This window comes from Vibrio sp. 10N.286.51.E5, assembly GCF_041469125.1.
Lineage (GTDB): Bacteria > Pseudomonadota > Gammaproteobacteria > Enterobacterales > Vibrionaceae > Vibrio > Vibrio crassostreae_C.
In genome coordinates, this window is the sequence record NZ_JBFRJZ010000098.1 from 1 (window position 1) to 25,742 (window position 25,742).

The 25,742-nt window shown below is 46.0% G+C and carries 24 protein-coding genes and 1 riboswitch; of the genes, 13 read left to right on the forward strand and 11 right to left on the reverse strand.

The window, feature by feature from the left end; genetic code table 11:
* The 8 genes from AB4161_RS22020 to thiH form a co-directional block, all read left to right on the forward strand.
* On the forward strand, positions 1 to 1,004 hold a 1,004-nt coding region (locus tag AB4161_RS22020), incomplete at its 5' end, for a multicopper oxidase family protein (protein WP_372084310.1).
* A 100-nt stretch (positions 1,005 to 1,104) separates the two neighbouring features.
* On the forward strand, positions 1,105 to 1,488 hold the full coding sequence (crcB, locus tag AB4161_RS22025; RefSeq protein WP_004736665.1) for a fluoride efflux transporter CrcB: 384 nt from the start codon (positions 1,105 to 1,107) through the stop codon (positions 1,486 to 1,488).
* A gap of 62 nt (positions 1,489 to 1,550) precedes the next feature.
* Positions 1,551 to 1,649: riboswitch (TPP riboswitch) on the forward strand.
* A 130-nt stretch (positions 1,650 to 1,779) separates the two neighbouring features.
* Positions 1,780 to 3,729: a phosphomethylpyrimidine synthase ThiC gene (thiC, locus tag AB4161_RS22030; RefSeq protein ID WP_372084312.1), complete on the forward strand. Its 1,950-nt coding sequence runs from the start codon at positions 1,780 to 1,782 to the stop codon at positions 3,727 to 3,729.
* Positions 3,729 to 5,021, forward strand: a complete 1,293-nt coding sequence (locus AB4161_RS22035; RefSeq protein WP_017061314.1) for a thiamine phosphate synthase — start codon at positions 3,729 to 3,731, stop codon at positions 5,019 to 5,021. The genes thiC and AB4161_RS22035 overlap by 1 nt, the downstream gene beginning before the upstream one ends.
* Entirely contained in the window at positions 5,011 to 5,793 is a 783-nt protein-coding gene (locus tag AB4161_RS22040; RefSeq protein WP_372084314.1) for a ThiF family adenylyltransferase, read from the forward strand. Before AB4161_RS22035 ends, AB4161_RS22040 begins: the two co-directional genes overlap by 11 nt.
* Positions 5,790 to 5,999 (forward strand): sulfur carrier protein ThiS, encoded by a 210-nt coding sequence (thiS, locus tag AB4161_RS22045; protein ID WP_017061316.1) that lies wholly within the window; start codon positions 5,790 to 5,792, stop codon positions 5,997 to 5,999. Before AB4161_RS22040 ends, thiS begins: the two co-directional genes overlap by 4 nt.
* Before the next feature lie 2 nt (positions 6,000 to 6,001).
* A complete protein-coding gene (locus tag AB4161_RS22050) occupies positions 6,002 to 6,766 on the forward strand; it encodes a thiazole synthase (protein WP_017072448.1) in 765 nt (254 codons plus the stop codon).
* A 7-nt stretch (positions 6,767 to 6,773) separates the two neighbouring features.
* The gene (gene thiH / locus AB4161_RS22055; protein ID WP_372084315.1) at positions 6,774 to 7,886 is read left to right on the forward strand and encodes a 2-iminoacetate synthase ThiH; all 1,113 of its coding nucleotides are present in this window, start codon (positions 6,774 to 6,776) and stop codon (positions 7,884 to 7,886) included.
* Between the two features lie 114 nt (positions 7,887 to 8,000).
* Here the strand turns inward: thiH and AB4161_RS22060 are convergent, their stop codons facing one another.
* Complete coding sequence (locus AB4161_RS22060; RefSeq protein ID WP_372084317.1) at positions 8,001 to 9,791, reverse strand: aminopeptidase P family protein; 1,791 nt, start codon at positions 9,789 to 9,791, stop codon at positions 8,001 to 8,003.
* Positions 9,792 to 9,913: 122 nt separating this feature from the next.
* A complete protein-coding gene (locus AB4161_RS22065; RefSeq protein ID WP_004736656.1) occupies positions 9,914 to 10,855 on the reverse strand; it encodes a LysR substrate-binding domain-containing protein in 942 nt (313 codons plus the stop codon).
* A 101-nt stretch (positions 10,856 to 10,956) separates the two neighbouring features.
* Between AB4161_RS22065 and AB4161_RS22070 the strand changes: the two genes are divergently transcribed.
* Positions 10,957 to 12,156 carry a multidrug effflux MFS transporter gene (locus tag AB4161_RS22070; protein ID WP_029235524.1) on the forward strand — a complete coding sequence of 400 codons (1,200 nt, stop codon included), beginning with the start codon at positions 10,957 to 10,959 and terminating at the stop codon, positions 12,154 to 12,156.
* A 102-nt stretch (positions 12,157 to 12,258) separates the two neighbouring features.
* The gene (locus AB4161_RS22075; RefSeq protein WP_009848181.1) at positions 12,259 to 12,540 is read left to right on the forward strand and encodes a hypothetical protein; all 282 of its coding nucleotides are present in this window, start codon (positions 12,259 to 12,261) and stop codon (positions 12,538 to 12,540) included.
* 99 nt (positions 12,541 to 12,639) lie between these two features.
* Here the strand turns inward: AB4161_RS22075 and AB4161_RS22080 are convergent, their stop codons facing one another.
* The 4 genes from AB4161_RS22080 to AB4161_RS22095 all read right to left on the reverse strand — a co-directional run bounded on the left by AB4161_RS22080 (position 12,640) and on the right by AB4161_RS22095 (position 15,049).
* Positions 12,640 to 13,098 (reverse strand): DoxX family protein, encoded by a 459-nt coding sequence (locus AB4161_RS22080; protein WP_017061322.1) that lies wholly within the window; start codon positions 13,096 to 13,098, stop codon positions 12,640 to 12,642.
* Between the two features lies 1 nt (position 13,099).
* Complete coding sequence (locus tag AB4161_RS22085) at positions 13,100 to 13,867, reverse strand: DNA-binding domain-containing protein (protein ID WP_017061323.1); 768 nt, start codon at positions 13,865 to 13,867, stop codon at positions 13,100 to 13,102.
* A complete protein-coding gene (locus AB4161_RS22090; RefSeq protein WP_372084318.1) occupies positions 13,864 to 14,724 on the reverse strand; it encodes a DUF692 domain-containing protein in 861 nt (286 codons plus the stop codon). The genes AB4161_RS22085 and AB4161_RS22090 overlap by 4 nt, the downstream gene beginning before the upstream one ends.
* Before the next feature lie 64 nt (positions 14,725 to 14,788).
* Positions 14,789 to 15,049 (reverse strand): DUF2282 domain-containing protein, encoded by a 261-nt coding sequence (locus tag AB4161_RS22095; protein WP_004736650.1) that lies wholly within the window; start codon positions 15,047 to 15,049, stop codon positions 14,789 to 14,791.
* 264 nt (positions 15,050 to 15,313) lie between these two features.
* On the opposite strand from AB4161_RS22095, the gene uvrD reads away from it, so the two are divergent.
* Positions 15,314 to 17,488: a DNA helicase II gene (uvrD, locus tag AB4161_RS22100; protein WP_017061325.1), complete on the forward strand. Its 2,175-nt coding sequence runs from the start codon at positions 15,314 to 15,316 to the stop codon at positions 17,486 to 17,488.
* Positions 17,489 to 17,608: 120 nt separating this feature from the next.
* Here the strand turns inward: uvrD and tpx are convergent, their stop codons facing one another.
* From tpx to rarD, 5 genes are all read right to left on the reverse strand, one after another.
* Positions 17,609 to 18,106, reverse strand: a complete 498-nt coding sequence (tpx, locus tag AB4161_RS22105) for a thiol peroxidase (RefSeq protein WP_017065742.1) — start codon at positions 18,104 to 18,106, stop codon at positions 17,609 to 17,611.
* Between the two features lie 784 nt (positions 18,107 to 18,890).
* The gene (gene ggt, locus AB4161_RS22110; protein ID WP_372084320.1) at positions 18,891 to 20,648 is read right to left on the reverse strand and encodes a gamma-glutamyltransferase; all 1,758 of its coding nucleotides are present in this window, start codon (positions 20,646 to 20,648) and stop codon (positions 18,891 to 18,893) included.
* Positions 20,649 to 20,739: 91 nt separating this feature from the next.
* The gene (locus AB4161_RS22115; protein ID WP_017061328.1) at positions 20,740 to 21,402 is read right to left on the reverse strand and encodes a LysE family translocator; all 663 of its coding nucleotides are present in this window, start codon (positions 21,400 to 21,402) and stop codon (positions 20,740 to 20,742) included.
* A 98-nt stretch (positions 21,403 to 21,500) separates the two neighbouring features.
* A complete protein-coding gene (locus AB4161_RS22120; RefSeq protein WP_372084322.1) occupies positions 21,501 to 22,295 on the reverse strand; it encodes an AraC family transcriptional regulator in 795 nt (264 codons plus the stop codon).
* A gap of 86 nt (positions 22,296 to 22,381) precedes the next feature.
* On the reverse strand, positions 22,382 to 23,290 hold the full coding sequence (gene rarD, locus AB4161_RS22125) for an EamA family transporter RarD (RefSeq protein WP_017061330.1): 909 nt from the start codon (positions 23,288 to 23,290) through the stop codon (positions 22,382 to 22,384).
* A gap of 179 nt (positions 23,291 to 23,469) precedes the next feature.
* Between rarD and recQ the strand changes: the two genes are divergently transcribed.
* Both recQ and AB4161_RS22135 read left to right on the forward strand, forming a co-directional pair.
* Entirely contained in the window at positions 23,470 to 25,308 is a 1,839-nt protein-coding gene (recQ, locus tag AB4161_RS22130; protein WP_017065746.1) for an ATP-dependent DNA helicase RecQ, read from the forward strand.
* Between the two features lie 49 nt (positions 25,309 to 25,357).
* Positions 25,358 to 25,669: a DUF3630 family protein gene (locus AB4161_RS22135; RefSeq protein WP_017061332.1), complete on the forward strand. Its 312-nt coding sequence runs from the start codon at positions 25,358 to 25,360 to the stop codon at positions 25,667 to 25,669.
* Positions 25,670 to 25,742: the final 73 nt, after the last annotated feature.

Here is a 25,742-nt window from a genome sequence, read left to right on the forward strand (position 1 = left end):
ATTTTTACTTTAATTGGTATCACCCACATATGAACAGCGTTAAGCAGCTTGGTATGGGCTTGGTTGGTCTAATTATCGTTGAGGAGAGCATTCCAGTGCCGTTTGATGAAGAGCACGCACTGATGCTTAAACATTGGCATATAGATAAGAAAGGCCAATGGAAAGATCTAATGATCCCACGACTCAGTGCTCGTATGGGTACGCCAGGAGAGTGGAGTAGCGTTAATGGAATACATGAGCCTGTCTATGAGTTAAAACAACATGCAACAACCAGGCTACGTATCGCTAATGTCGACAATACGATCACTTACCCTATAGCTGTCGAAGGGGCTGAGGCATGGGTGATTGCCATTGATGGTAACCCTGTAAAAACACCTTATAAGCTGACGCAACATAAAATTGGTCCAGGGATGCGAGTGGATATTGGACTGATAGCACCCAAAGCCGGTGGGCGAGTTAGCGTCCTTCAAATGAAAGGACGCTTTCCTTTCTCTTTGTGTGAGTTCGAGGTTGTAGATTCAACCCTTGTTGAGAATCGCTCTCTGCCTTCTTTACCCCTTAATCCTGTGCCCAATTTAGATTTGGCTAATGCAGAAGAAATCGACTTTTTATTTGAATGGGAAGGGGCGGTTTCTCCAGTATCTAAAGATGGAAAATCTATGCCTAAGTTTTGGCTAACTAATAAACGAGCATGGGAGGGGATGAGCAAAGATAATATCCCTGAACCGTTGGCGACTTTAGAGCTGGGAAAAACCTATATATTCGATCTTAAGAACGTCACTCAATATCATCACCCGATTCATATTCACGGCCATACATTCACTGTATTGGAACTTGATGGGAAGAAGGTTGAAGAGCCTTTCCATACCGATACAGTGTTACTTGGAAAAAACGGCCGAGCTAAAGCCGCATTTGTTGCAGACAACCCTGGCCGCTGGATGTATCACTGTCATGTTATCGAACACATGAAAACGGGTTTGATGGGATATATTGAAGTTAAGTGACACCTGTAACGTTTAATATTTGCGCATGCATTCTTAGTTTCTACCCTCGCTTTTATCGGCGTTAAAGCTAGAATATAGGGATTATTGTTTGGGAGGATTCATGGGTCAGTTATCTATTCTAGGTTTTATCGCCATCGGTGGCGCGTTTGGTGCTTGTTCACGTTACTTGATTTCAGAGTTATGCGTTGTGATGTTAGGGCGTGGTTTTCCTTACGGTACGCTGACTGTTAACGTAATTGGCTCTTTGATTATGGGATTGCTCATCGCCGCGTTTGAAAATGAGATGGTTGCGACGGAGCCGTGGAGACAAATTATCGGTCTTGGTTTCCTTGGAGCCCTGACGACATTTTCTACGTTTTCGATGGATAACGTGCTTCTTATGCAGCAGGGTGCGTTCTTCAAGATGGGGCTCAATGTACTGCTCAATGTGGTTCTCAGTATTTCAGCCGCATGGATCGGCTTCCAACTTCTGATAAAGTCTTAAAACTTTCTTACGATTTGTTAACAACTCGGCTTGGTTTATCCAAGCCGTTTTTATATACTCGATCATACTTGTCGGAGTGCCATATGGCTGAGACCGTTAACTCGGGATCCGTTGAACCTGATCAGGCTAATACCTGCGAAGGGAACAAGAGTAGATATCTAACTAGAATCCTTCTAGAGATCTATCTCCAGATCACAACTGTATTTTCTTGCTGTGATCCCTCTTGTAGCATCTTATCCGTCAAGCATTTTTATCCCTATAAATAATGGCTAAAAGCCAAGGAAAAATGCTATGTCGAGTCGTAAACAAGCAAGACTGGAAGCGAAGAATTTCATTGATTCTTTATCCGTACAACCTTATCCAAATTCAAAAAAAGCTTACATCCAAGGATCTCGCGAGGACATTCAAGTCCCTGTACGAGAAATATCACTAGCAGATAGCCTTGTTGGTGGTACCAAAAAAGAGCCTGTATTCGAACCTAATGCACCAATTCATGTATACGACACTTCTGGTGTTTATACTGATCCTACGCACGAAATTGACCTTTACAGTGGCCTTCCTAAGTTACGAGAGCAATGGATTGAAGAGCGCGGTGATACAGAACTATTAGACGATGTAAGCTCTGTTTATACCAAAGAGCGTTTAGAAGATGAAACTCTAGACGACCTTCGTTACGGTAATCTGCCTAGAATTCGTCGCGCGACTGGCGATCAATGTGTTACTCAGCTGCACTATGCTCGTCAGGGGATTATTACTCCTGAGATGGAGTACATTGCGATACGTGAGAACATGGGACGTCAGAAATTTGCTGATGAGCAGTTGAACCACCAACACCCTGGCCATAACTTTGGCGCAAACCTGCCAAAAGAAATCACCCCTGAGTTCGTGCGTAAAGAAGTCGCTGAAGGCCGAGCTATAATTCCGTCGAACATTAATCACCCTGAATCCGAGCCGATGATTATTGGCCGAAACTTCTTAGTGAAAGTGAACGCTAATATCGGTAACTCTTCAGTAAGCTCTTCGATTGAAGAAGAAGTTGAGAAGCTAGTATGGTCGACTCGTTGGGGTGGCGATACCGTGATGGACCTTTCTACCGGTCGTAATATTCACGAGACTCGCGAATGGATACTACGTAATAGCCCAGTACCAATTGGTACGGTTCCTATGTATCAAGCGCTTGAAAAAGTGAACGGCGTTGCGGAAGACCTTAACTGGGAAGTGATGCGTGATACCTTGATTGAACAAGCAGAGCAGGGTGTTGATTACTTTACTATCCACGCAGGCTTATTGCTTCGCTACGTTCCTATGACCGCTAAACGTGTGACTGGTATTGTCTCTCGTGGCGGCTCTATCATCGCTAAATGGTGTCTTGCTCATCACCAAGAAAGCTTCCTTTATACCCACTTCCGTGAGATCTGTGAGATCTGTGCGAAGTACGATGTCGCTCTGTCATTGGGTGACGGTCTACGTCCAGGTTCGATTGCTGATGCCAATGATGAAGCTCAATTCTCCGAATTACGTACTTTGGGTGAGTTGACTAAGGTTGCTTGGGAATACGACGTGCAGGTGATCATTGAAGGCCCTGGACATGTACCAATGCACCTAATTAAAGAGAACATGGACGAGCAGTTAGAGCACTGCCATGAAGCACCGTTCTATACATTAGGTCCATTGACTACCGATATTGCCCCTGGTTATGACCACATTACCTCTGGAATTGGCGCGGCGATGATTGGTTGGTACGGCTGTGCGATGCTCTGTTATGTAACCCCTAAAGAGCATCTAGGCTTACCAAACAAAGAAGATGTCAAGACTGGCCTGATTACTTACAAGCTGGCAGCACACGCTGCAGACTTGGCTAAAGGACATCCGGGTGCACAAATCCGAGATAATGCTTTATCAAAGGCTCGTTTCGAATTCCGTTGGGAAGACCAATTCAACCTTGCTCTTGATCCGGAAACTGCGCGCTCTTTCCATGATGAAACCTTACCGCAAGAGTCGGGGAAGGTTGCTCACTTCTGCTCAATGTGTGGTCCTAAATTCTGTTCAATGAAGATCTCTCAAGAAGTTCGAGAGTACGCGAAAGACACTGAACAATTGGCAGCTGATCAGGCTATCGAGATTAAGATGCTTGATAATCCGTTGGAAGGGATGCGTCAGAAATCACAAGAGTTCCGTGATACTGGCTCTGAACTTTATCACCCTGCAGTAGGCGCAAAAGAAGTTCAATTAGAGGAATAATGACAGTGAAGATTCTTATCCCATCTCAAAATATTGAGCTAACGGGAGAGGTGCAAAGCTGTCTATTGGTTGCTAAGCGACAAGGCTTGGCAACCGATGCAGTTGAGTTGGGTGTAAGCCCAACTCAATGCTTCTCTATCGTTGATGCTCAGCAAGCGTTATCTATTGGTTTTGCTCATGATGTTGATTCATTGGCGGAGTGTCGCTCAAGTGAGCTTGATCATATCGTTTATTACAGTCATTCAGTGGCGCTAGCTGGTGTCCGCGATGCCTTGGCACAAACTCCGAATACCATCTATATCGGTGTCTTAGATGACTCAGCTGCATTGGATATCTGGTCACAGCTAGATTCTAATCGTGCTATCAAGAGTGAAACTCCAGCTCATCAGGAGTTAGATAGTCGTGGCCACTTTGCTTGGTTACTTACTTTGTTGGCGTTGGAATTCCCATTAGAAGATGCACTGGTTTTAGCTCGCGCAGCATCTAGTGTTTCACGTGGAACATGGCCAGCAAACTATCAAAACTTTCCTATTCCCGTTCTCGAAGATGAGCGACTGGATATTAGTGTTGGTTGGGCGCACCAAGGAACATCACTGTCGTTCCCGGAATTGAGTAAGAGTAGCCTAGGACTATACCCAGTGGTTGATGATGTTGAGTGGATCGAAAGGCTGCTCAAGCTTGGAATTAACACAGTTCAACTGCGTATTAAGAACCCACAGCAAGCAGATTTAGAACAACAAATCGCGCGATCTATCGAACTCGGTAGAGAGCACAACGCTCAGGTTTTTATCAATGACTATTGGCAATTGGCACTTAAGCATGATGCTTTTGGTGTTCATTTGGGGCAAGAGGACATCGAAGAATCCAACCTATCTCAACTGAGCCAAGCTGGTATTAAGATCGGTCTATCGACTCATGGTTATTACGAGTTGCTACGCATTGTGCAAATCAACCCAAGCTATATTGCGCTGGGGCATATATTCCCAACCACCACTAAGCAGATGCCATCGAAGCCTCAAGGACTTGTGCGTTTATCTCTCTATCAGCAGCTGATTGATACTATCCCATACACAGAAGAACTCACCGGTTATCCGACAGTTGCGATTGGTGGAATTGACCAGTCGACGGCCGCACAGGTGTGGAGTTGTGGGGTATCGAGCCTTGCTGTTGTACGTGCGATTACGTTAGCCGAAGACCCAAAACAAGTGATTGAGTTCTTCGAAGCATTAATGGCTGACCGTTCTTCAGGTGCTGCTAAAGAGGTAACTCAGGAGCTAAGTCATGCTGAATGATTTCGAATTCATTCGTTATCAACGACAACTCGCACTTCCTGAAGTGGGTGAGCAAGGGCAACGCAATCTATTAGATAGCCATGTATTGGTCATCGGTTGTGGTGGCTTAGGCAATGCTGCGGCTCTCTATCTTGCGGCTTCCGGTATCGGGAAAATCGTATTAGTTGATGATGATTGTGTGGATTCGTCTAACCTTCAACGACAAGTTGCGTTCAAGGAAAGCCAGTTAGGTTCGCCTAAGGTCGAAGCTCTGAAGCAAAAACTGACTGAGCTTAATGGTCGAAACCAAGTGAGAACCATCAATAGGCGAATGACTCAGAGCCAGCTTGAGCTTGAGGTGATGCTCGCTGATTTGGTGTTGGATTGTACTGACAACTTTGAGTCACGTCAGCAGGTTAACCAAGCATGTTTTGGTAGCAAGACACCTTTGGTTTCTGGTTCTGCGATCGGATGGAAAGGTCAGTTTATTGTTTTTGATTATCAGAAGCAGAAAGGGTGCTATCACTGTTTGTTCCCGTTCAGTCATCATCCACAAACGACACGTTGTAGCGATAGCGGCATCATCGGCCCAGTCGTTGGCACTATAGGTAACCTCCAAGCACTGGCTGCTATTCAACGCCTTAGCACTGGCGAGTTCCAAGTTGCAACACATCAACTCAAACTGTTTGATGGCCAGACGATGAACTGGCAAAACTTAAGTGTCACTCAAGATAGTGAATGCCCCGTTTGCTGCACATCTACAGTTAACTATTTAGAAGAAGAAACCCAATGAGCAATATAACGATCTCTATCAATGAGCAACCAGAACAGGTTGCACAATCGTCGTCTCTAGCGGATATCATCCAAGCGCTTTCACTACCCGATCTGGGTTGTGTCTTTGCTATCAATAATGCGGTTGTCCCGCGTAGTCAGTGGCAACAAAGGGTCGTCAATGAAGGCGATGCTATTTCTCTTTTCCAAGCTATTGCAGGAGGCTAACTATGTTAACTATCGCAGATAAAACATTTCAATCACGACTCTTTACTGGAACGGGCAAGTTCGCGAATAAACATTTAATGGCGAGTGCTATCGAAGCTTCCGGTTCTCAACTGGCAACCATGGCGTTGAAGAGAGTTGATATTCGCTCTGAGCAAGATGATATTTTACAGCCCATCATTGATGCTGGCGTGAACTTGTTACCAAATACCTCCGGGGCGAAGAACGCGAAGGATGCCATCTTTGCTGCGCATTTGGCTCGCGAAGCGCTAGGCACAAACTGGCTCAAACTGGAAATTCACCCTGATCCAAAGTACTTGATGCCAGACCCAATTGAGACATTAAAAGCGGCTGAGCAACTGGTTAAAGATGGCTTTGTTGTGTTGCCTTACTGTCATGCTGACCCAGTGTTGTGTAAACGATTGGAAGAGGTGGGTTGTGCTGCGGTTATGCCGCTAGGTGCGCCGATTGGGTCGAACAAAGGTATCGCTTCGGCAGACTTCTTAGAGATCATTATCGACCAAGCGAACGTCCCTGTGATTGTTGACGCTGGTATTGGTGCGCCATCTCATGCTACTCGTGCAATGGAAATGGGCGCGGATGCCGTGTTAGTTAATACTGCAATTGCGGCTTCTCAACAACCCGTTGATATGGCGATTGCTTTTAAACTGGCAGTTGAAGCTGGCCGTATGGCTTACCTTTCTGGTCTTGCTGGACAGGTGTCTCATGCGGTTGCTTCTAGTCCGCTAACTTCATTCCTAGACGAGTAGTGTCCTTATGACGTTTGTTGATCGATTTAAACAGCTCAACTGGGATGACATTGGTATGTCCATCTTCAGTAAAACGGCAGCGGATGTTGAGCGCGCTCTGAGTAAACCTAAACGCGACTTGGAAGACTTTAAGGCTCTTATCTCTCCGGCAGCAGAACCTTACTTAGAGCAGATGGCGCAACAATCGTTGGCACTCACACGCAAGCGATTCGGCAATACAATGTCGTTGTATATTCCATTGTACCTCTCAAACTTATGTGCGAATGCGTGCACGTATTGTGGTTTCTCAATGGAGAACCGCATTAAGCGTCGCACACTTACTTTAGATGAAATCGATGCTGAAAGTGCCGCTATCAAAAAGATGAAGTTTGATAGTGTATTGTTGGTGACTGGTGAACATGAAACCAAGGTCGGGATGAAGTACTTCCGTGAAGTGCTACCGAATATTAAGGCACAATTTAACTATCTTGCGATGGAAGTGCAGCCGCTTGATCAAGATGACTACGCAGAGCTTAAAACTCTCGGCTTAGATGCGGTGATGGTTTACCAAGAAACGTATAGCCCAAGTACCTACGCGGAACACCACTTGCGTGGCAATAAAATGGATTTTGAATACCGGCTCGAAACGCCCGATCGTTTGGCAAAAGCGGGTATTGATAAGATAGGTATTGGCGCTTTGATTGGCTTGGAAGATTGGCGTACCGACTGTTTCTTCGTGGCCGCTCACTTAGACTATCTTGAGCGTACTTATTGGCAAACACGTTACTCGATTTCATTCCCACGTCTTCGTCCGTGTGAGGGTGGTTTGCAGCCTAAATCGATTATGAGTGATAAACAGTTAGTTCAACTTATCTGTGCGTATCGCTTATTAAACCCTGAGGTTGAATTGTCTCTCTCGACTCGTGAGTCTGCAGCTTTCCGCGACAATGTGTTGCCATTGGGAATCACCAGTATGTCGGCTGCGTCTAAAACCCAGCCTGGTGGTTATGCTTCTGATGAAGAAGAACTCGAGCAATTTGAAATAAGTGATGAGCGAAGTGCTGCCGATATTGAGTCAATGATTCGTCAACGTGGTTTTGATCCTGTGTGGCGAGACTGGCACAGTGCTTACTCTGGTTAGCGAACACACAGATTTATGTTCCACGTGAAACATCGACGAAGTTAAATCGACAAATAAAAACGGCTACCCTAAGGTAGCCGTTTTTCATTTCATTAAGTTTGAATTAGCTAAGCATTAAGCATGAGCAAGTGGAGTGGTTGATTGGCGTAACCATTCCAATGTATCACCTTCAACTAATGGGCTAACATCGTTCCATACTTTCTGGTGGTAATCATTAAGCCATGCAAGTTCAGGTCGTGTCAGTAAATCGACGTTGATGTTGCGCTTATCGATAGGGCAACGTGTTAGCGACTCAAACGTTAGTACTGAGAAGTCACCTTGAGTTGGCAGCTCAACCACCAGTTCTAGGTTTTCGATACGGATACCAAATTCATCTGCACGGTAGTAACCCGGCTCGTTTGATAACACCATGCCTTCAACAAGAGGTACATCGATTAGCTTCTTAGAGATGCTTTGCGGACCTTCATGAACACTTAGGAAATGACCAACACCGTGACCAGTACCGTGGTCGTAGTCGAAGCCTTCTGCCCATAAGTGTTGGCGAGCTAGAATATCAAGTTGGAAACCACGAGTACCCTGTGGGAAACGTGCACGCGCGATACCGATGTGACCTTTAAGCGCTAACGTGAACTGCTGGATCATTTCGTCGCTTGGCTGGCCAATCGCGATAGTTCGAGTGATGTCGGTTGTACCATCTAGGTACTGACCGCCTGAATCGACTAGGTAAAGAGTATTCATCTCTAACTGACCTGGTTCAGGTTGGTTCTCGTGGTTGTAGTGACACATTGCTGCGTTGCCGCCTGCTGCTGAAATCGTGTCAAAACTTAGGTCCATCAGCGTTGGGTCTTGTTCGCGGAATGATTGAACTTTGTCTGCTAGCACAGCTTCATTGTGCAGATTACCTTGCGTGACTTCTGCATCAATCCAAGATAGGAACTTCGCCATCGCAACACCATCACGAATGTGACACGCTTTCATGCCGGCAATTTCAGTTTCATTCTTTGCTGCTTTTGGCATTAGGCATGGGTCTGCTGCTTCAATGATATGAGCACCAGAGTTTTGTAGAACCAGCGTGTACCAAGCGTTACTGGTACCTGAATCGACAGATACATTTTTGCCTTCCAAAGATTGAAGGCGTGCTTCAAGCTCTGATGGGTGAGATACGCGAATACCATTGCCAACGTGTGCTTCAAAGCCCGCAGGAATACGAGCTGGGTCTAGGTAGAAGTCGACGCTTTCATCGGCGTGGATGATCGCATTGGATAACACAACAGGTAGGCGAGATACGTCCAAGCCGCGAATGTTAAGCAACCAACAGATCGAATCGAGTTCCGTAAGGATAGCGGCATCAGCACCTTTGGCTTTTAGTAAGCCAGCAATCTCCGCACGTTTGCTTTCACTTGATTGGCCTACTGCGTCTGTTGCCATTAAGCGAACATCAGATACCACCGGCTCAGGACGATCAGACCAAAGCTCATCAATTGGATTCGAAGATAGTGTTGTTAGTTCAACTTTCTCTGCCAGTTTAGCTTGAGCGCCTTTCAACCAAGCAGCAGTGTGCATGCGTGGGTCGAATGCAACCTTGCTGCCTTGTGCTAGAGAACTGGTGATCCAATCTAAAGCCGGCTCTTCAATAAGGTGGCGATACTCAAATAACTCTGCTGGTACCTGCTTACGAACCTGAACCGTGTAGCGACCATCAACAAAAATAGCAGCGTTCTCACGAGTGATAACTGCCGCACCAGCAGAGCCAGTGAAACCTGTTAACCAGTGAAGTCGCTCGTTATGAGCAGGAACGTATTCACCTAGATATTCGTCTTCATGTGGAATGATAACGGCATCTAGGTTGTTTGTTTCAAGCCAAGCTCGAACCGCAGCAACGCGTTCAGCAGTGATATTGTGCATCTGTGTTTATCCTTATTGTTAGGGTCCTTGTTAACACTCACAGTCGATATACATGCGAGGGGACTTATTAGGTCAATAAGCTAGCGCTTTTGTTCGTTTGCTGCAAACGCTGTACGCCATTTTTATCTAAGGTGCAGAGTTTTTTCTTTGATGATATCTCGTAGCCAAGTTAACGCTGGGTCATTTTCTCTGTCACGGTGCCAAAACAGAGTGTATGCCATCGGTGGGAATTCCATCGGTAAAGGGACAACCACTAAGTCGAGTTGCTTGGCGACGAGGTAAGTAAAGTGGCTTGGTGCAGTAAACACAAAGTCGGTGTAGGTACATAGGCTTGCGGCGCTATTGAAGTCTGGAACAGAAATAGCGATATCTCGCTGATGACCAAGATCAGCTAGTTTGTAGTCGAGCAGCCATCGATCGTTCCCATCACATCTTACTTGTACATGACGCTGCGCAAGGTAGGTTCCCAAATCCCATTTACCACTTAGAGCAGGGTGGTTACGCCTTAATACACACATCTGTGCATCACGGTAGATCTCTTGTTCGCAGATGTCGTCTGGCGGCAGCATGGTTAAGCGCGCGTCGTTGATGTCGATGTCTTTGCCTGTGAGTCCGATATCTAACTCACCAAGCTGTAGCTTCTTAAAGGTTTGCTCGGTCCACGCGTGGGTGTTGATATTGACCTTAGGCGCTTGTCGAAATATTGCTGGTAAGAAGTGCGGAAGAATCAGCGGGTAAACACTCTCAACGGCAGCGATGTGAAAGCTGTGGTCGCTGTTATTGGGAATGAATGTCTCAGGCTGAGTGAGAACATCAAGTTGGTTGATCAACGTTTCTAAGCGAGGCTTAAGGAAAACAGCTTTCGGTGTTGGTCTCAGGCCATGTGCGCTTCGCGTGAAAAGAGGGTCATTAAATTGTTCACGAAGCTTGGCTAACGATTTACTTACAGCCGATTGACTCAGACACAATCGATGTGCGGTGCGCGTGACGCTTAGCTCTTCCATCAGAACCTGTAAGCAAACCAGTAGGTTTAAGTCGAGGCGTGATAGTTTCTCAATATTCATATGAGTTTCCTATTTGGAATAATGCTAATGAGTATATGCCATTTTTGTTCATATCTTTAGTTGGTTATTATGCACCTAAATTAACTCATTCGGAGAATCTTGTGCCTTCTAACGCGCTTCCAACCCCTAGTAAACTGCAGGTTGCTTTATTGGCAATGTTGGTTTTATTTAGCCCTCTGGCTATTGATATCTACCTACCAGCTCTGCCACAAATTTCGACAGCGTTTCACGTGGAACATGCACTAGCACAAGATACGATTACCTGGTTTTTATTCGCCATGGGTGTCGGGCAATTATTTGCTGGCCCTTTGGCTGATAAGCTAGGACGTCGAACCGTTGCATTGGGAGGTGTTAGTATCTATGCATTGAGTGCTTGCTTGGCGTGGGCAGCTCAATCGATTGATATGATGCTAATGGCTCGGCTGCTACAAGGCTTAGGAGCTTGTGCGACTTCTGTAGCAGCCTTTGCAACGGTTCGCGATCTATTTGGCCCAGAGAAGAGTGGCCGTATGATCAGCTACCTTAATGGTGCAATCTGTTTTATTCCTGCTTTGGCACCCATTCTTGGCGCTTGGTTAACACATCAATTTGGTTGGCGCTCGAACTTTAGCTTTATGGCAGGCTTTGCTGTCGTTGTTGGCACTATCTTATTCTTCCAAATGAAAGAGTCTAACCCTGCGACAGAAAAGGTTGCGGTATTCAAGCTTGAGCGATACTGGTCAGTATTGAAAACACCATCATTCCTTTTCCACGCAACCTTGTGTCTGATGGCGATGGCGGTTATCCTCGCTTATGTAACCTCTGCACCAGTTGTGTTGATGGAAAACCTAGGCCTGACCATGAAAGAGTTTACTTTCTGGTTTGGTGTTAATGCGGCCATCAACATTGCAGCTGCGTTTACTGCACCTAAATTTATGGACCGTTTTGGTACCTATAAAGCACTGGTGGTTGGTATCTCGACGCTGGGCTTAGCGGGTGTGATTATGTTGGTGCTTGCTGAGCACGCTACTCCAATCGCGTTCATGCTACCGATCTTCTTATCGTCAGTTGGCTTTGCTTGGATTCTTGGTGCTGCGGCAGGTAAAGCTCTAGAACCTTTCGGTGACCGTGCGGGTACAGCTGCTGCGCTGCTTGGCTTGTTCCAAATGAGCGGTTCAGGGCTTCTTGTGGGTACCATGCAACGTCTTGATTTAACGTCGCAAGTGATGATTGCTCTGCAAATGTTCCTGATTGTTCCTGCGTTATTAGTGCTTGCGAGCAAAGCGGGTAAGTCTTGGCACACGACGTTTGCTAAGGCATAAGTTACAAGGGTGACAAAATATACAAATGGCGGTTTTCGAAACGTTAAAACATGGTATATTTGTCACTCATTGAAACGTTAGTCCCCAACGGAAAATACTGTAATGTCATTAACAACCTACGAAATGGCGCGCGTCTTAGAACAAATGGAAGATGCACCTGAAAAGGTCATGTTTGGTAAACTGCTTAAAGAGCTAGGCAACCAAAGTGAAGAGCGTATTCGCAGTGCGGCAAAACAAGTTCCAATCGATACTTTGCGAGATATCATTTACCAATTTCAGCGTGTGGTAGAGTCTCGTAAGGGTGAGCAGGTTCAGCTATTGGCAAAAGAACTTGCAGAGCAAGGCATCTCTGCTGAAGAGCTACAAGCTTTTCTAAATAAGTAAGCTTATCCCAGTTAAAAAAGAAACCACTCAATTGAGTGGTTTCTTGCGTTTGGGCTGTAGCATTTAGCTTTAGCAGTTCAAAAGAGGTGAAAACTTATTTTAATTCCTGAACTGCGCTTTCAAAACTCTATCAAGTGAGAATGGTCCTGCGCCCCACACGACAACGATAAGAATCATTAACCCCCAAAGCTGATGATCGTAGAAGCCTTGATCCCACAATACAGGGTAAGACACGACAGCAATGATATTGAAAACGAACAACACCGCAGCCATAGGTCGTGTTAATAAACCGAGCGCTAAAAACATCGGTAGAATTAACTCAGCGGCAGTGCCCATGTAAGCAGCCAATTCCCAAGGTAGCAGTGGCACTTGGTATTCCAATTCAAACAAGTAAAGCGTGCTATCCCAAGTAGCTATCTTGGTGAGTCCAGAATTAAAGAATACCCACGCCACCCAAAGGCGACAAAATAGTAGAAGCACTGGAACAAAAAGTGCCTGTGATTTCTCAATCAAACTGTCGTATTGAGCCATCATGTTCGTGACTGTGTTGTTATCCATGTTATGCCTCCAATTCGGCATTGATTGAAAAACCTGAGATGACGTTTAGCGCCATAACAGTATTCAGATGTTGTAGTAATAAAGGATCGATTGCTGAGAGTGTTCGACCTGATTGCAATTCAGTGAGGAGTTGGTGGCTCTCTTCACTCAAACTATGGCTCTCAACCTGTGAATTCTCAGCTCGGATTAACACCCCAAATTCAGCTTGGTTGATGTCTAGCCCATCAAGTTGCTGCTGATAGATGGCGTGTTCAAGCGCGATAATCGTGTAACTAGAATGAATCAGTGTTATTGAATCTTTGAGATGAAAGACTAAAGCGCCTTGTTGCTCTTGTGGTACATCTGCAAGGCAAGAAAGAGGTCTCTGGTCGACATGTGCTTGTGACGAAAACCTTACCAAGCTATCTTTCTGCCATTCATACAAAGCCACTTCACCGAGATAAGGTGCAGCCTCAATAACGGCAGGAAAGGCTTGGATAGTCTGTTCAAAGTGTTCACCGTAACCACTGACATCACCAGAGGTCGATGGATAATGTAAGACATGTTGACGAGCCATCTGTTGGAAGCACTCTTCACCAACCAACATTTCAGTGAGTGGGTAGGTTGCTGCCAGAACTTCGCTCAAGCTGATCACAAAGTTATTACGGTAAATCTGGATGCGTTGTTCATCGGTAAAATGGTCGCTCACTATGTCGCAGTACTCACCATTGTTTTGATAGCGTAGGGCGTTAGCAAACTCCAATTGAACCTCTGCTAGGGAGTGGCTCATGAGGCGCGACTCCTTTGGTTGAACTTGTCGTGTTGATACAAGATATCACTGGCTTTGGTTGCTTCAGCCAATAAAACTTGTGGCTGTGGGATATCTAAATCCCACTCTATCAAGGTATGGCGCGAACCGTGTTGCTGTATCCATTGGGTGTACAACTGCCACACTTCATCACAGACAGGTTTGCTGTGGGTGTCTATCCAGATCTCACCTTGTTCGAGTTTCTTCTTCGTGAAACCTGCCAAGTGAATCTCTTCAACTTTGTCTGCTGGTATTCCGTTTAAGTACTCTTCACAACTAAAGCCATGATTAAAAGATGAGACGAAAATATTATTGAAATCGAGCAGTAGGCGACACTCAGTATGCTTTTGTACCTCAGCCAAAAACTCCCACTCAGGAATAGTAGAATGCTTGAAGGATAGGTAGCTCGATGGGTTCTCAATCAACATCGGGCGTTGCAAGCTGTCTTGAACCTCGATGACATTACGACAGAAGACTTCCAATGCTTCTTCTGTGTAAGGCAGCGGTAGCAAGTCATTGAAGTAATGACCACCTGTATGACTCCAACTGAGATGATCAGAAACCAAGAAGGGTTCGATATCATCAATGAGCTCTTTTAATTGCACAAGATGATGTTGATTGATGCGCTCAACAGAACCTAGCGACAACCCAACACCGTGACAACTGATGTTGTGTGCGTGACGAATTTCTCTGAGTTGTTGTCGTTGCGGTGATTGAGCTAAGAAGTAGTTCTCGCTGTGAACTTCTAACCAACTTACTAAGGCTGGATTTTGGCTAAAGAAGTCCAAGTGCGGTGTTCTAAGGCCAACCCCTGCGTAGGGGGGAAGAGTTTGAGTCACAACGATTCTCCTAACAAGAAGTGGAGGTGAGCTGAATGTCAGCTCACCATACTAAGCAGCTCAATTATGATGATTGAGTGTTACCACCTGATAATTTGCCACATAGCCCTTTAGGTACGACTACGAACGCATCGGATTGGTTGTCTTCTTTTGCTGTACCCGCACATGAGCTTGTTTTGGTTGCACAATCATTTTGGCCAGCTTTTGCCACGCCGTAGCATTTTTCTTTTGCTGCTGCTTCCGCAGGTGCTGATGTAAGAACTGCACCGCCGAACGCTAGTACACTTGTGATTGCAGCTGTAACAGCAAGATTAGAATTTTTCATAGTCATTCCCTCTAGGACTTAATAGTATTTTCATATCGCAGGTTAATGGATTGTTAACTTGCTTACTAAAAAGGATTGGAACAACCGGGAAATAATTTCACGGTATTATAAAAATTATCAATATTAATGATGTTTCATCTCTTAAGTTATTGAATTAATGATGTTAATTTTTGATTGTTTTTTCTTCTTATTATCCTAAACGCAGCCTAGTGTTTAGGTTATAATCAACTTTTATGTATAAATACCCAGTAGTGAGCATATCCAATGATAGATCCTTCGCTTTTACTCGATGGCCTAAACGATAAACAACGTGAGGCGGTCGCGGCACCTTTAGAAAACCTACTTATTCTGGCAGGTGCAGGCAGTGGTAAAACGCGAGTGTTGGTGCATCGTATCGCTTGGCTGCAAAGCGTAGAGCAAGCATCACCGTTCTCTATTATGTCGGTTACCTTCACCAACAAAGCGGCAGCAGAGATGCGTGGTCGTATTGAAGAGTTGATGATGGGTAGTTCGTCAGGCATGTGGAATGGCACCTTCCACGGTATTTGTCACCGCATCCTTCGTGCTCACTACCTAGATGCAAAACTGCCAGAAGATTTCCAGATCATTGATTCTGATGATCAGATTCGTTTGCTACGCCGCTTAATCAAGGCGCAAAACCTCGATGAAAAGCAGTGGCCTGCTAAGCAAGCTTCTTGGTGGATCAATGGCAAGAAAGACGAGGGGTTACGCCCAAGTCACATTGACGCCTACCATGATCCAATAACTCAAACGTGGTTAAAGATCTATTCTGCTTACCAAGAAGCATGTGACCGTGCTGGTTTGGTCGACTTTGCGGAAATCTTGCTGAGATCGCATGAACTATTACGCGATAAGAAACACATTCGAGAGCATTACCAAGCACGCTTTAAGCATATCCTTGTCGATGAATTCCAAGATACCAACAACATCCAATACGCTTGGCTTCGGATGATGGCTGGCCCAGATTGTCGCGTGATGATCGTAGGTGATGATGACCAATCTATCTATGGTTGGCGTGGTGCGAAGATCGAAAATATTCAGAAGTTCTTGGATGAATTCCCAGGAGCTTCGACGGTTCGACTTGAACAAAACTACCGTTCAACTAAAACCATTCTGCAGGCGTCGAACGAGCTTATCTCGAACAACACCGAACGTATGGGTAAAGAGCTGTGGACCGATGGTAACGATGGCGAGCCAATCTCTGTGTACTCAGCTTATAACGAGCTAGATGAAGCACGTTTCACGGTCAGCAAAATCAAAGAGTGGCAAGAGAAAGGCGGTGCGTTAGAAGATACCGCGATGCTTTATCGTAATAACGCCCAATCTCGTGTTCTTGAAGAAGCTTTGATCCAAGGTGGTCTACCTTACCGAATCTACGGCGGCATGCGATTCTTCGAGCGTCAAGAAATCAGAGACGCCTTGAGCTACATGCGCCTCATGAGCAACCGCAGTAATGATGCCGCGTTTGAACGTGTGGTTAATACGCCAACGCGTGGCTTGGGTGATAAAACGTTAGAAACGATTCGTCTTGCTGCTCGTGATCGTGGTGCAACCATGTGGGAAGCCAGTGTTGCTTTGATAGAAGAGCAAGTGCTACCCGGTCGTGCTGCGGGCGCATTAAGTCGTTTTATCGAGCTGATTAATGCGCTTGAAGATGACACGTTGGAACTTAGCCTGCATGAACAAACCGACCACGTGATTAAATCGTCGGGTCTGTTTGCTATGTACGAGCAAGAGAAGGGTGAGAAGTCGAAGGCACGTATCGAGAACTTGGAAGAATTGGTAACGGCAACGCGCCAGTTTGAAAAGCCGGAAGAAGCGGATGAGATGAGCATGCTGACGGCGTTCTTAACTCACGCAGCTTTGGAAGCGGGTGAAGGTCAGGCCGATGAGTTTGACGATGCGGTTCAGTTAATGACTTTGCACAGTGCTAAAGGCCTAGAGTTTCCAATGGTGTTCATGGTGGGTGTCGAAGAAGGCATGTTCCCAAGCCAGATGTCAGCAGAAGAAGCTGGGCGCTTGGAAGAAGAACGTCGTCTGTGTTACGTAGGCATGACTCGTGCGATGGAGAAGCTTTATATCACTTACGCAGAGATGCGTCGATTGTACGGGCAAGACAAGTACCACAAACCGTCACGCTTTATTCGTGAGCTACCAGAGACCTGTCTGGATGAAGTACGTATGAAAGCGCAAGTGAGCCGCCCTGCAAGCAGCGGCCGCTTTAGCCAAACCGCTGTGAAAGAGAACTTCAATGAAACTGGCTTTAGCTTGGGCTCTCGCGTGAAGCACCCTAAGTTTGGTGAAGGCACCATCATCAACTTCGAGGGAAGTGGTCCTCAGAGTCGAGTGCAAGTAGCGTTTAACGGTGAAGGCATTAAGTGGTTAGTAACGGCTTACGCGCGTTTAGAGCAGCTTTAATCTAATACTTCAGCATCTAATAACCGTTCATTATTGAAAACAAAAAGAGCAGCCAATGGCTGCTCTTTTTATTGCGTACCGCCTTAAGCGATCACAATAGATTACTGACTAGAGGGGATCTTACAGTGCTGCAAGTGCCGCTTCGTAGTTTGGTTCTTCAGTGATCTCTGCAACCAACTCGCTGTGTGTTACCACACCTTTTTCATCAACAACGACAACTGCACGTGTTGTTAGGCTTGCTAGTGGGCCTTCAGCAATCGCTACGCCGTAGTCTGATGCGAATGTAGGAGAACGGAAAGTTGAAGCGTGTTGAACGCCTTCAATGCCTTCTAGTTCGCAGAAGCGACCCGCAGCAAATGGTAGGTCAGCAGAAATACAAACAACAACCGTGTTCTCAAGTTCTGCCGCTTTTGCGTTGAACGTACGTACGCTCGTTGCACAAGTTGCTGTGTCGATGCTTGGGAAGATGTTTAGAACCACTTTCTTGCCTGCAAGAGAAGCAAGTGTCAGTTCAGAAAGATCGCCTGCAGTCAGTGCAAAGCTTGGTGCCTGTTCGCCAGTTTGTGGGAATGTGCCAGTTAGCGGTACAGCAGCGCCTTTGAAGGTAACGTGTGACATGAATTTGTCCTTAATTTAATTATGGTTATGAAACTAGTTGAGCCTAGTTCGACTTACGTTACTCTGAAGTGGTTAAGAAGTGAATGCTTTAAATGTCCGAATTGTAATCAAAGGTCTTTGATTTACTTGATTGAGAGAGGGATAAGTGAAGCGACAGATAAAGAAAAACCCCGAGAGCTTGCGCTCATCGGGGTCTATAGTCTTACTCGCAGCAATCCGGCTACTAAGTGTGCTCCATGCATCAAATCCATGATAGTGTGCTGTTATCCTTCAGCGTATTCCTTTCGTCGCCTTCCTAGCGGTGTCCTTGATCTTATCCTGATCTGCCAACAATCCTCGTTAGCGCGCGTCACTTGTTCCTTGAGCGGTGTCCTTTACATCATCCTGATGTTCAGTCCTTTCCTCGTCCAGAGGTGTCCATTGTCTTTCCTTAGTAGCAACCATCCTAGTTACTATTGCGTCCATTCAATGTCCATTTCGCTATCCATGCCGATTATTCATCCTGAGTAATCGAATCTTCATCCTGAAGATAACCAAGTCCTTGGCGTTTCCTGTTCCGTGTCAGCATCCTTCCGACATCATTCATATTACCGATTCCTTATTTATCAGCAATGGTGCATAAGCGAATTTCTATATAATTATTTGAATGATAAATGCACGTATTGTTTAATTTCAAGTGGTTACAATATCTAGGTGCCTAATTTCGCAGTTAAATATCGATATTTACTCACTGCCTTGTGAGAGATCTCGCACAAGACAGGGAGTAAAAAGGGAGTATTTTCCCTTATTGGCCAATGGCAGCACCTTCACGACGAGGGTCTGCAGCACCTTCTAGACCATCTTTTGTGATGCGAATAGCGTGTAAACCCGAGTTAAGATCGCGAACGTTGACCTCAAATCCCATCTTTTCTAGCTCAGGTTTGAAGTTTTCCGCTGATGTTCCTTTTTCCAAATCTAAGGTACCGAAGCGATTTAGGAAGTGTGGTTGGTTGATGGCTTGCTGAATATCCATGTCCCATTGGGTATGCGCAATGATCGCTTGTGCTACATAACCTATGATACGGCTGCCACCGGGAGAGCCAATCGCCATGTAAGGTTTATCGCCTTGCATGATGATGGTCGGTGCCATTGAAGAGCGCGGACGCTTACCCGGTTCAAGTCGGTTGGCGATAGGCTTACCATCGTTATGGGTCTTGAATGAGAAATCCGTCAGTTCGTTGTTGAGTAGGAAACCTCTAACCATCAAGCGTGAGCCAAAGGCATTCTCAATGGTGGTGGTCATCGAAACGACATTGCCATCGCTATCGACAATATTGAAGTGGCTGGTGGACGGCAATTCAATAGAAACATCTTGGCTTCTCTGCATCGCGTGATCCCACGGCGGTGTGCCTGAAGATGCGCTTGCCAATGCCTTACCTGCGGTAATTAACTGAGCACGTTCCTGCAAATAGTCAGTATTCACTAACCCTTGGGTAGGCATTGGCACATAATCTTGATCCGCCATGTACATACCACGGTCTGCAAAGGCTAGGCGAGAAGCGTCTGCTAACACTTGCCAAGATTTCGCGTCGTTTGGTCCCCATGATTTAAGATCAAACTGCTCGGTCATCGCTAAGATCTGCCCAACCGTTAATGCACCTGAACTTGGTGGACCCATTCCGCACACTTGGTAGCTTTCATAAGCAGAACAAACCGGTTCGCGCTGCTTGATCGAATAGGCGTCGAAATCTCTCTGTGCCAATACGCCCGGGTTACCTTTCGCTGTTTGTACTGTGTTAATGATGTCGGCAGAAATCTCACCTTGGTAGAAAGCTTTAGCACCATCCTTCGAGATAGCGTGTAACGTTGCCGCGTATTCAGGGTTCTTAAGTTGCGTGCCAGCGGCTTTCGGGCTGCCATCGGCATTGAAGAAGTAGGCTTTAGTTGTCGCAAAGCGGCTCAGACGTTCTTGGTCGTTTTCGATCAAGGTGGCTAAACGTGGGCTGATAGTAAAACCTTCTTCAGCTAACTGAGCGATAGGTTTAATCAGTGATGCCCATTCGAGCTTGCCGTATTTCTGGTGAGTGTCCCACAGCAATTGCACCGTGCCCGGCGTGGCAACAGAACGACCGCCAACCACGGCATCATAGAATTTAAGCGGTTGTCCGTTTTCGTCTTGGAATAGACGTGGGGTGGCATCAAGTGGCGCAGTTTCACGGCCATCGTAGGTCTTGAGCTGTTTGTCTTTGCCATCAAAATAGACAAGGAACGCGCCGCCACCAATACCTGATGACTGAGGTTCCACTAAGCCAAGCATAAGCTGCACGGCAACCATGGCGTCAATTGCGTTACCACCACGGGCAAGTACATCAGCACCGGCTTGTGTTGCAAGAGGGTTGGCTGCGGTGACCATCCAATCGTTGGCTTTAACGAGTTGTTTGGTTTCTAAACCACTACTTTGTTCGGGTGCGACGGAATCGGCAGCTTGATTTGCCCAACTGACGTGAGAGGCAAAAAGTAGGGTAGAAGTGGCGAGGGTTGTTAGTTTTGTTTTCCACTGCATGATCTTCTCCTTTTAATATGCAGAGCTAGATTGGCAGTGGAAAGATTAGATAGCCAGTGCGTTGTTAACGAATTGTAATCTTGATTCGAATTTAAGCGATTAAACCGGACAGCGACTGCCAAAGAATACTCGCGCCAATCAGGCTGAATACCACGCCACATAACCCATCGATGTATACCGTTGCTTCACTGAGTTTCTTCTGTAGAGCCTTAGTCGAAAGCATCCACGCCAGTAGTGAAAACCAAAACAGAGACAGACCAAACAAGATAATAAGCGCAAAGCCTTTACCTGATAGAGACATGTCGGCAGGCACTAAGCTCGACATCAAGCTAATAAAGAACACCAAAGCTTTTGGGTTGAGAATATTGGTCGCAAACCCTTTCGAAAATGCCTGACGCTTGTTGGTCAGAATCAGATCTTTGGCATTGACGGTATCGTCGTCATCGTCGTGGTTCTGAATGATTTGCCAGGTTGCTTTAAGTGCACCGTAGCCTAAGTACAGCAAGTAGCTACCGCCAGCCAACTGGATAATGGCAAATAGGGTTGGTTGCTGGTGGACTAGGTAACTGATTCCCGTCAGGCTGAGCAACGAATGCAGTAAGATCCCGCAAGATAAACCAAGCGCAATGTACAAGCCTGTTTGTCTGCCGTGGCGTGTCGCATTTTGCACGACTAACGCAAAGTCAGGGCCGGGGCTCATCAAAGCGATGAAATGGATAGAGGCGAGGGTGATCAGTATGGTGACTTCGTTCATGTCAGTTCTCAATAACGTTGCCGCTATTATTAAATAAGTAATCGTATTGAGCGTAGCTTACCGCGATTTGAAATCGAGCAATTGTAAATTATCAACACTTAGTTGATTTGTGAGGGTGGTACGCCGAATGTGGTTTTGAATGCCTTGGAGAAGTGTGCTTGATCATAGAAGCCTACTTGGTGCGCGACTTTAGTACCACAGATCCCAGATTTAATCAGGCGCATGCTCTGTTCCATACGTAAACGGCTCAGCCACGCGTAAGGGGTGATGCCCATTCTGTTCTTAAAGTGGCGTTGGAATTGAGTTGTGGTTAAGCCGCACAGCTCAGACAGTTGTTCTAATCGCACTGGCTGGTCCAAATTCGCCATCAAATAGTCTTTGAGTGTATTAATCGATTGATTACCCAGTTTGATGTCACTCTTCGATCCAAATTTTGCATAACGATCGACAATCGTTGAGAACCCCTCGAATGGTAAGCAATCTTGAGCGAGTTGGCTGATGTTTGGATTGATAAGCAGCCCATGGAGGTTACGCAATTGTAAAAAAGTCGCTTGATCGGAGAGGATCAACTCAGAAAAACCTAATGTGTGACCATTTTGCTTGGGATCGGCAAGATCTTGAAACCATTGAGGAGAAACTGCAAACACACTGACTTGATAACCTGAATCGAGTTTGGAGTGCCCATCATGCAGCTCATCAGGTGGCATGATAACCACTTGGCCTGCACCGACATGGTGGCTCGCCCCTTTGTAGGCGAACTTTTGCTGCCCTTGGGTAATTAAGCCGATGTGAAAGTCCAAATGATAGTGGCGTTGAAAGGCAAACTCTTGGTATTGAGCTTGGATCAGGCTGATATCTTCTGTTGGGGTAGAGTAGTAGTGGACTTTATCCATGGTACAAAAAAGCTTGGTCAAATAGTCATCAATTCAACCAAGCTTATCTGCGTATTAAGGGATTGTCTTGTAAAAAACGATCAATATCACTGTTTCGCGCGTTTGTTCTTCTTGTTGTTACGCAGGCCATCAAAGCTGAAAATAACCAGTGCCCCCCATATGAAAGCAAAGGTGATTGCTTTATCTGAGGTAAAGGCTTCACCGTAAATCAGAACCGCCAGTAAGAACATCAAGCTTGGACCTATGTACTGGAAAAAACCGAGTGTCGATAGCTTCAAGCGAGTTGCAGCGCCAGTAAAACACAGCAATGGAACCGTGGTGATCACACCGGCAGCAACCAGTAATAGGTTGAGTTGCATCGGGTTCATCGATAAGTTTGAGGTCGGGCTATCGGCAATAAACAGTAAGTAGGTTGCGGCGAGAGGCAGCATCACCAGAGTTTCAATGAACAGACCCGTTTGTGCTTCTAAGCTGACTTTCTTACGCAGCAAGCCATAAAAGCCAAAGCTAAAGGCTAGGGCAATGGCGACGATCGGTACTGAGCCGAAGGCAATTAATTGGATTAATACGCCAATCGCAGCAAGAGCCACAGCAAACCATTGCAGCTTACGTAAGCGTTCGCCGAGGAAGAGCATCCCAAGTAACACGTTAATCAGAGGGTTGATGTAATACCCCAAACTGGCATCGAGCATGTGATTGGAGTTCACCGCCCAGATAAAGATCAGCCAGTTAGCACCCACCAAAATAGACGTCGCTACCAAATAGAGCATTTTTGGTTTTGAGGTCAGGGTATCGCGGACTTTACGCCAGCTGCGGCCAATGTGCAGTAAGAAAGCGAGTAGGAAAAAAGACCATACTACACGGTGGCTGAGGATCTCTAACGGGGAAACGTCACTTAAAGATTTGAAATATATAGGGGCGATACCCCACATTGTGTAGGCGCCGACGGCAAGCAAAACTCCTTGGCGCGTACGTTGTTGTTCTTCCTGTGTCATGCATCTTTCTCTAGCACTGAGTGCTTATTAATAAGATTTATAAGAGAGTTGGTCAGTATAGGAGCGATAACCCTTTTCACCTAACAATTTGCGGTTTAATTCGCCAGCGTTCCCCTCTACAATGTGCGACTTGCTTGCCGAAGATGCTTGCTGATTTCATACCTCGATTAGGAACCACAATGACCGCCACTCTGATTGCTGAGCAAATACCAACTCCCGCGAATGATGCGCAAACCATCTTACAAGATGTGTTTGGCTATCAAAGCTTTCGCGATGGTCAGCAAGAGGTCATTGATTTGGCCGTTGAAGGCAAAGACAGCTTGGTGATTATGCCAACCGGTGGTGGTAAATCTCTGTGTTACCAAATTCCGGCTTTGGTTCGTGAAGGGCTGACTCTGGTTATCTCACCGCTGATCTCGTTGATGAAAGACCAAGTCGACCAATTGAAGGCCAATGGTGTTGCCGCTGAGTGTATTAACTCTTCAATGCCACGTGACCAATTGCTGAATGTGTTCAATCGTATGAACTCAGGTCAGCTGAAAATGGTGTATGTGTCACCAGAGCGTGTGTTGATGCGTGATTTTATCGAGCGTCTTCAAGGTTTACCGCTTTCGATGATTGCAGTCGATGAAGCGCACTGTATCTCTCAATGGGGTCACGACTTCCGCCCTGAATACGCATCATTAGGTCAGCTTAAACAGTATTTCCCGCATGTGCCTTACATGGCGCTCACAGCAACCGCTGATGATGCGACGCGCAAAGATATTATCTCGCGCTTACAGCTCCTGGACCCGCATACTTACTTAGGCAGCTTTGATCGCCCTAATATTCGCTACAACTTGGTTGAGAAGCACAAACCCGTGTCACAGGTGGTTCGCTACCTAGAAACACAAAAGGGCAATTGCGGCATCATCTACTGTGGTAGCCGTAAGAAAGTGGAGATGGTGACCGAGAAGCTGTGCAATAACGGTATTCGCGCCGCGGGTTATCACGCTGGTATGGACACCGATGAGCGTGCTTACGTTCAAGAAGCCTTTCAACGCGATGATATTCAGATCGTGGTCGCGACTGTGGCTTTCGGTATGGGCATCAACAAACCCAACGTACGTTTCGTGGTGCACTTTGATATCCCACGTAATATCGAGTCTTACTATCAAGAGACAGGCCGTGCAGGTCGTGATGGTTTGCCTGCTGAAGCGATGATGTTGTTTGACCCGGCTGATATGGGTTGGCTGCGTCGTATGCTAGATGAGAAAGAAGAAGGCCCACAGAAACAAGTTGAGATGCACAAGCTGAATGCGATGAGTGCCTTTGCTGAAGCGCAAACGTGTCGTCGTCAGGTTCTGCTTAACTATTTTGGCGAATATCGCGAGAAGCAATGTGGCAACTGCGATATCTGCTTAGATCCACCAAAACACTTTGACGCGACCCAAGAAGCACAGAAGGCGTTGTCTTGTGTGTACCGTGTGAATCAGTCATTTGGTATGGGCTACGTGGTCGAAGTAATGCGAGGCATGCAGAACATCCGTGTCCGCGATAATGGTCACGATAAGCTATCTACCTACGGTATTGGCCGCGATCACAGTCATGATTACTGGATCAGTATCTTCCGTCAGCTGATTCATAAAGGCTTGCTGTTCCAGAACATCACTCGTAACTCAACTTTACAGCTAACAGAAGAAGCCCGCCCGCTGCTGCGCGGTGAGATGTCTTTGGAATTGGCTGTTCCTCGTTTAGATACAGCGGTGCGTAATGCTAAGTCCGATAAGTTAAGCAGCAAGAATTACGATAAGAAGCTGTTTGCGAAACTGCGTAAGCTGCGTAAGTCGATTGCTGATGAAGATGGCTTGCCACCATATGTGGTATTCAGTGACGCGACCTTGATTGATATGGCTGAAATACTACCTACTTCATACGGAGAAATGCTGGCAGTCAACGGTGTCGGTCAACGTAAACTCGATAAGTACGCAGACCCATTCTTAGATTTGATTCAAGAACACATCACCACACACGGTTAGTTTGCAAGAAACGTCTAACTAATAGAAAAAGAATAAGGTTGATAGGGACATGACAACACAAACAGAATTTGGCTTAAGAGAGTATTTAGCTGAGGAAGGGCGTTTATTGATTACGTCTCCAAGTTTTGATTTTGATTCTTACGAAGTGCTAGGTGAAAAGCTGGTGGCGTTGCTGTCAGCGTCTGTTGTTGAAAAACAATGGGACGCCGATATGCACTCTTGGTTGATTGATTTTGAAGATTGTCGAATGTTCTTAAAGTCTGAGCATTACAGTGAATCAATTTGGTTTGAGTCGTTAAACGCGGAAGAAAGCCGAGAAGAGTTTGATTATCTCGCGACGCTTTTCAAGCGCGGTTTTTAACTTTTGGCATCTCTTCTAAAACACAGCTTCTAGAGCTATTCACCAATAAAAGTGAGAATAAACGTTTGCGTTT

Bases quoted from the DNA above. Each gene is read 5' to 3' on its own strand.
- crcB (WP_004736665.1), top strand. From the start codon at position 1,105: ATGGGTCAGTTATCTATTCTAGGTTTTATCGCCATCGGTGGCGCGTTT.
- thiC (WP_372084312.1), top strand. From the start codon at position 1,780: ATGTCGAGTCGTAAACAAGCAAGACTGGAAGCGAAGAATTTCATTGAT.
- AB4161_RS22035 (WP_017061314.1), top strand. From the start codon at position 3,729: ATGACAGTGAAGATTCTTATCCCATCTCAAAATATTGAGCTAACGGGA.
- AB4161_RS22040 (WP_372084314.1), top strand. From the start codon at position 5,011: ATGCTGAATGATTTCGAATTCATTCGTTATCAACGACAACTCGCACTT.
- thiS (WP_017061316.1), top strand. From the start codon at position 5,790: ATGAGCAATATAACGATCTCTATCAATGAGCAACCAGAACAGGTTGCA.
- AB4161_RS22050 (WP_017072448.1), top strand. From the start codon at position 6,002: ATGTTAACTATCGCAGATAAAACATTTCAATCACGACTCTTTACTGGA.
- thiH (WP_372084315.1), top strand. From the start codon at position 6,774: ATGACGTTTGTTGATCGATTTAAACAGCTCAACTGGGATGACATTGGT.
- AB4161_RS22060 (WP_372084317.1), bottom strand. From the start codon at position 9,791: ATGCACAATATCACTGCTGAACGCGTTGCTGCGGTTCGAGCTTGGCTT.
- AB4161_RS22065 (WP_004736656.1), bottom strand. From the start codon at position 10,855: ATGAATATTGAGAAACTATCACGCCTCGACTTAAACCTACTGGTTTGC.
- AB4161_RS22075 (WP_009848181.1), top strand. From the start codon at position 12,259: ATGTCATTAACAACCTACGAAATGGCGCGCGTCTTAGAACAAATGGAA.
- AB4161_RS22080 (WP_017061322.1), bottom strand. From the start codon at position 13,098: ATGGATAACAACACAGTCACGAACATGATGGCTCAATACGACAGTTTG.
- AB4161_RS22085 (WP_017061323.1), bottom strand. From the start codon at position 13,867: ATGAGCCACTCCCTAGCAGAGGTTCAATTGGAGTTTGCTAACGCCCTA.
- AB4161_RS22095 (WP_004736650.1), bottom strand. From the start codon at position 15,049: ATGAAAAATTCTAATCTTGCTGTTACAGCTGCAATCACAAGTGTACTA.
- uvrD (WP_017061325.1), top strand. From the start codon at position 15,314: ATGATAGATCCTTCGCTTTTACTCGATGGCCTAAACGATAAACAACGT.
- tpx (WP_017065742.1), bottom strand. From the start codon at position 18,106: ATGTCACACGTTACCTTCAAAGGCGCTGCTGTACCGCTAACTGGCACA.
- ggt (WP_372084320.1), bottom strand. From the start codon at position 20,648: ATGCAGTGGAAAACAAAACTAACAACCCTCGCCACTTCTACCCTACTT.
- AB4161_RS22115 (WP_017061328.1), bottom strand. From the start codon at position 21,402: ATGAACGAAGTCACCATACTGATCACCCTCGCCTCTATCCATTTCATC.
- AB4161_RS22120 (WP_372084322.1), bottom strand. From the start codon at position 22,295: ATGGATAAAGTCCACTACTACTCTACCCCAACAGAAGATATCAGCCTG.
- rarD (WP_017061330.1), bottom strand. From the start codon at position 23,290: ATGACACAGGAAGAACAACAACGTACGCGCCAAGGAGTTTTGCTTGCC.
- recQ (WP_017065746.1), top strand. From the start codon at position 23,470: ATGACCGCCACTCTGATTGCTGAGCAAATACCAACTCCCGCGAATGAT.
- AB4161_RS22135 (WP_017061332.1), top strand. From the start codon at position 25,358: ATGACAACACAAACAGAATTTGGCTTAAGAGAGTATTTAGCTGAGGAA.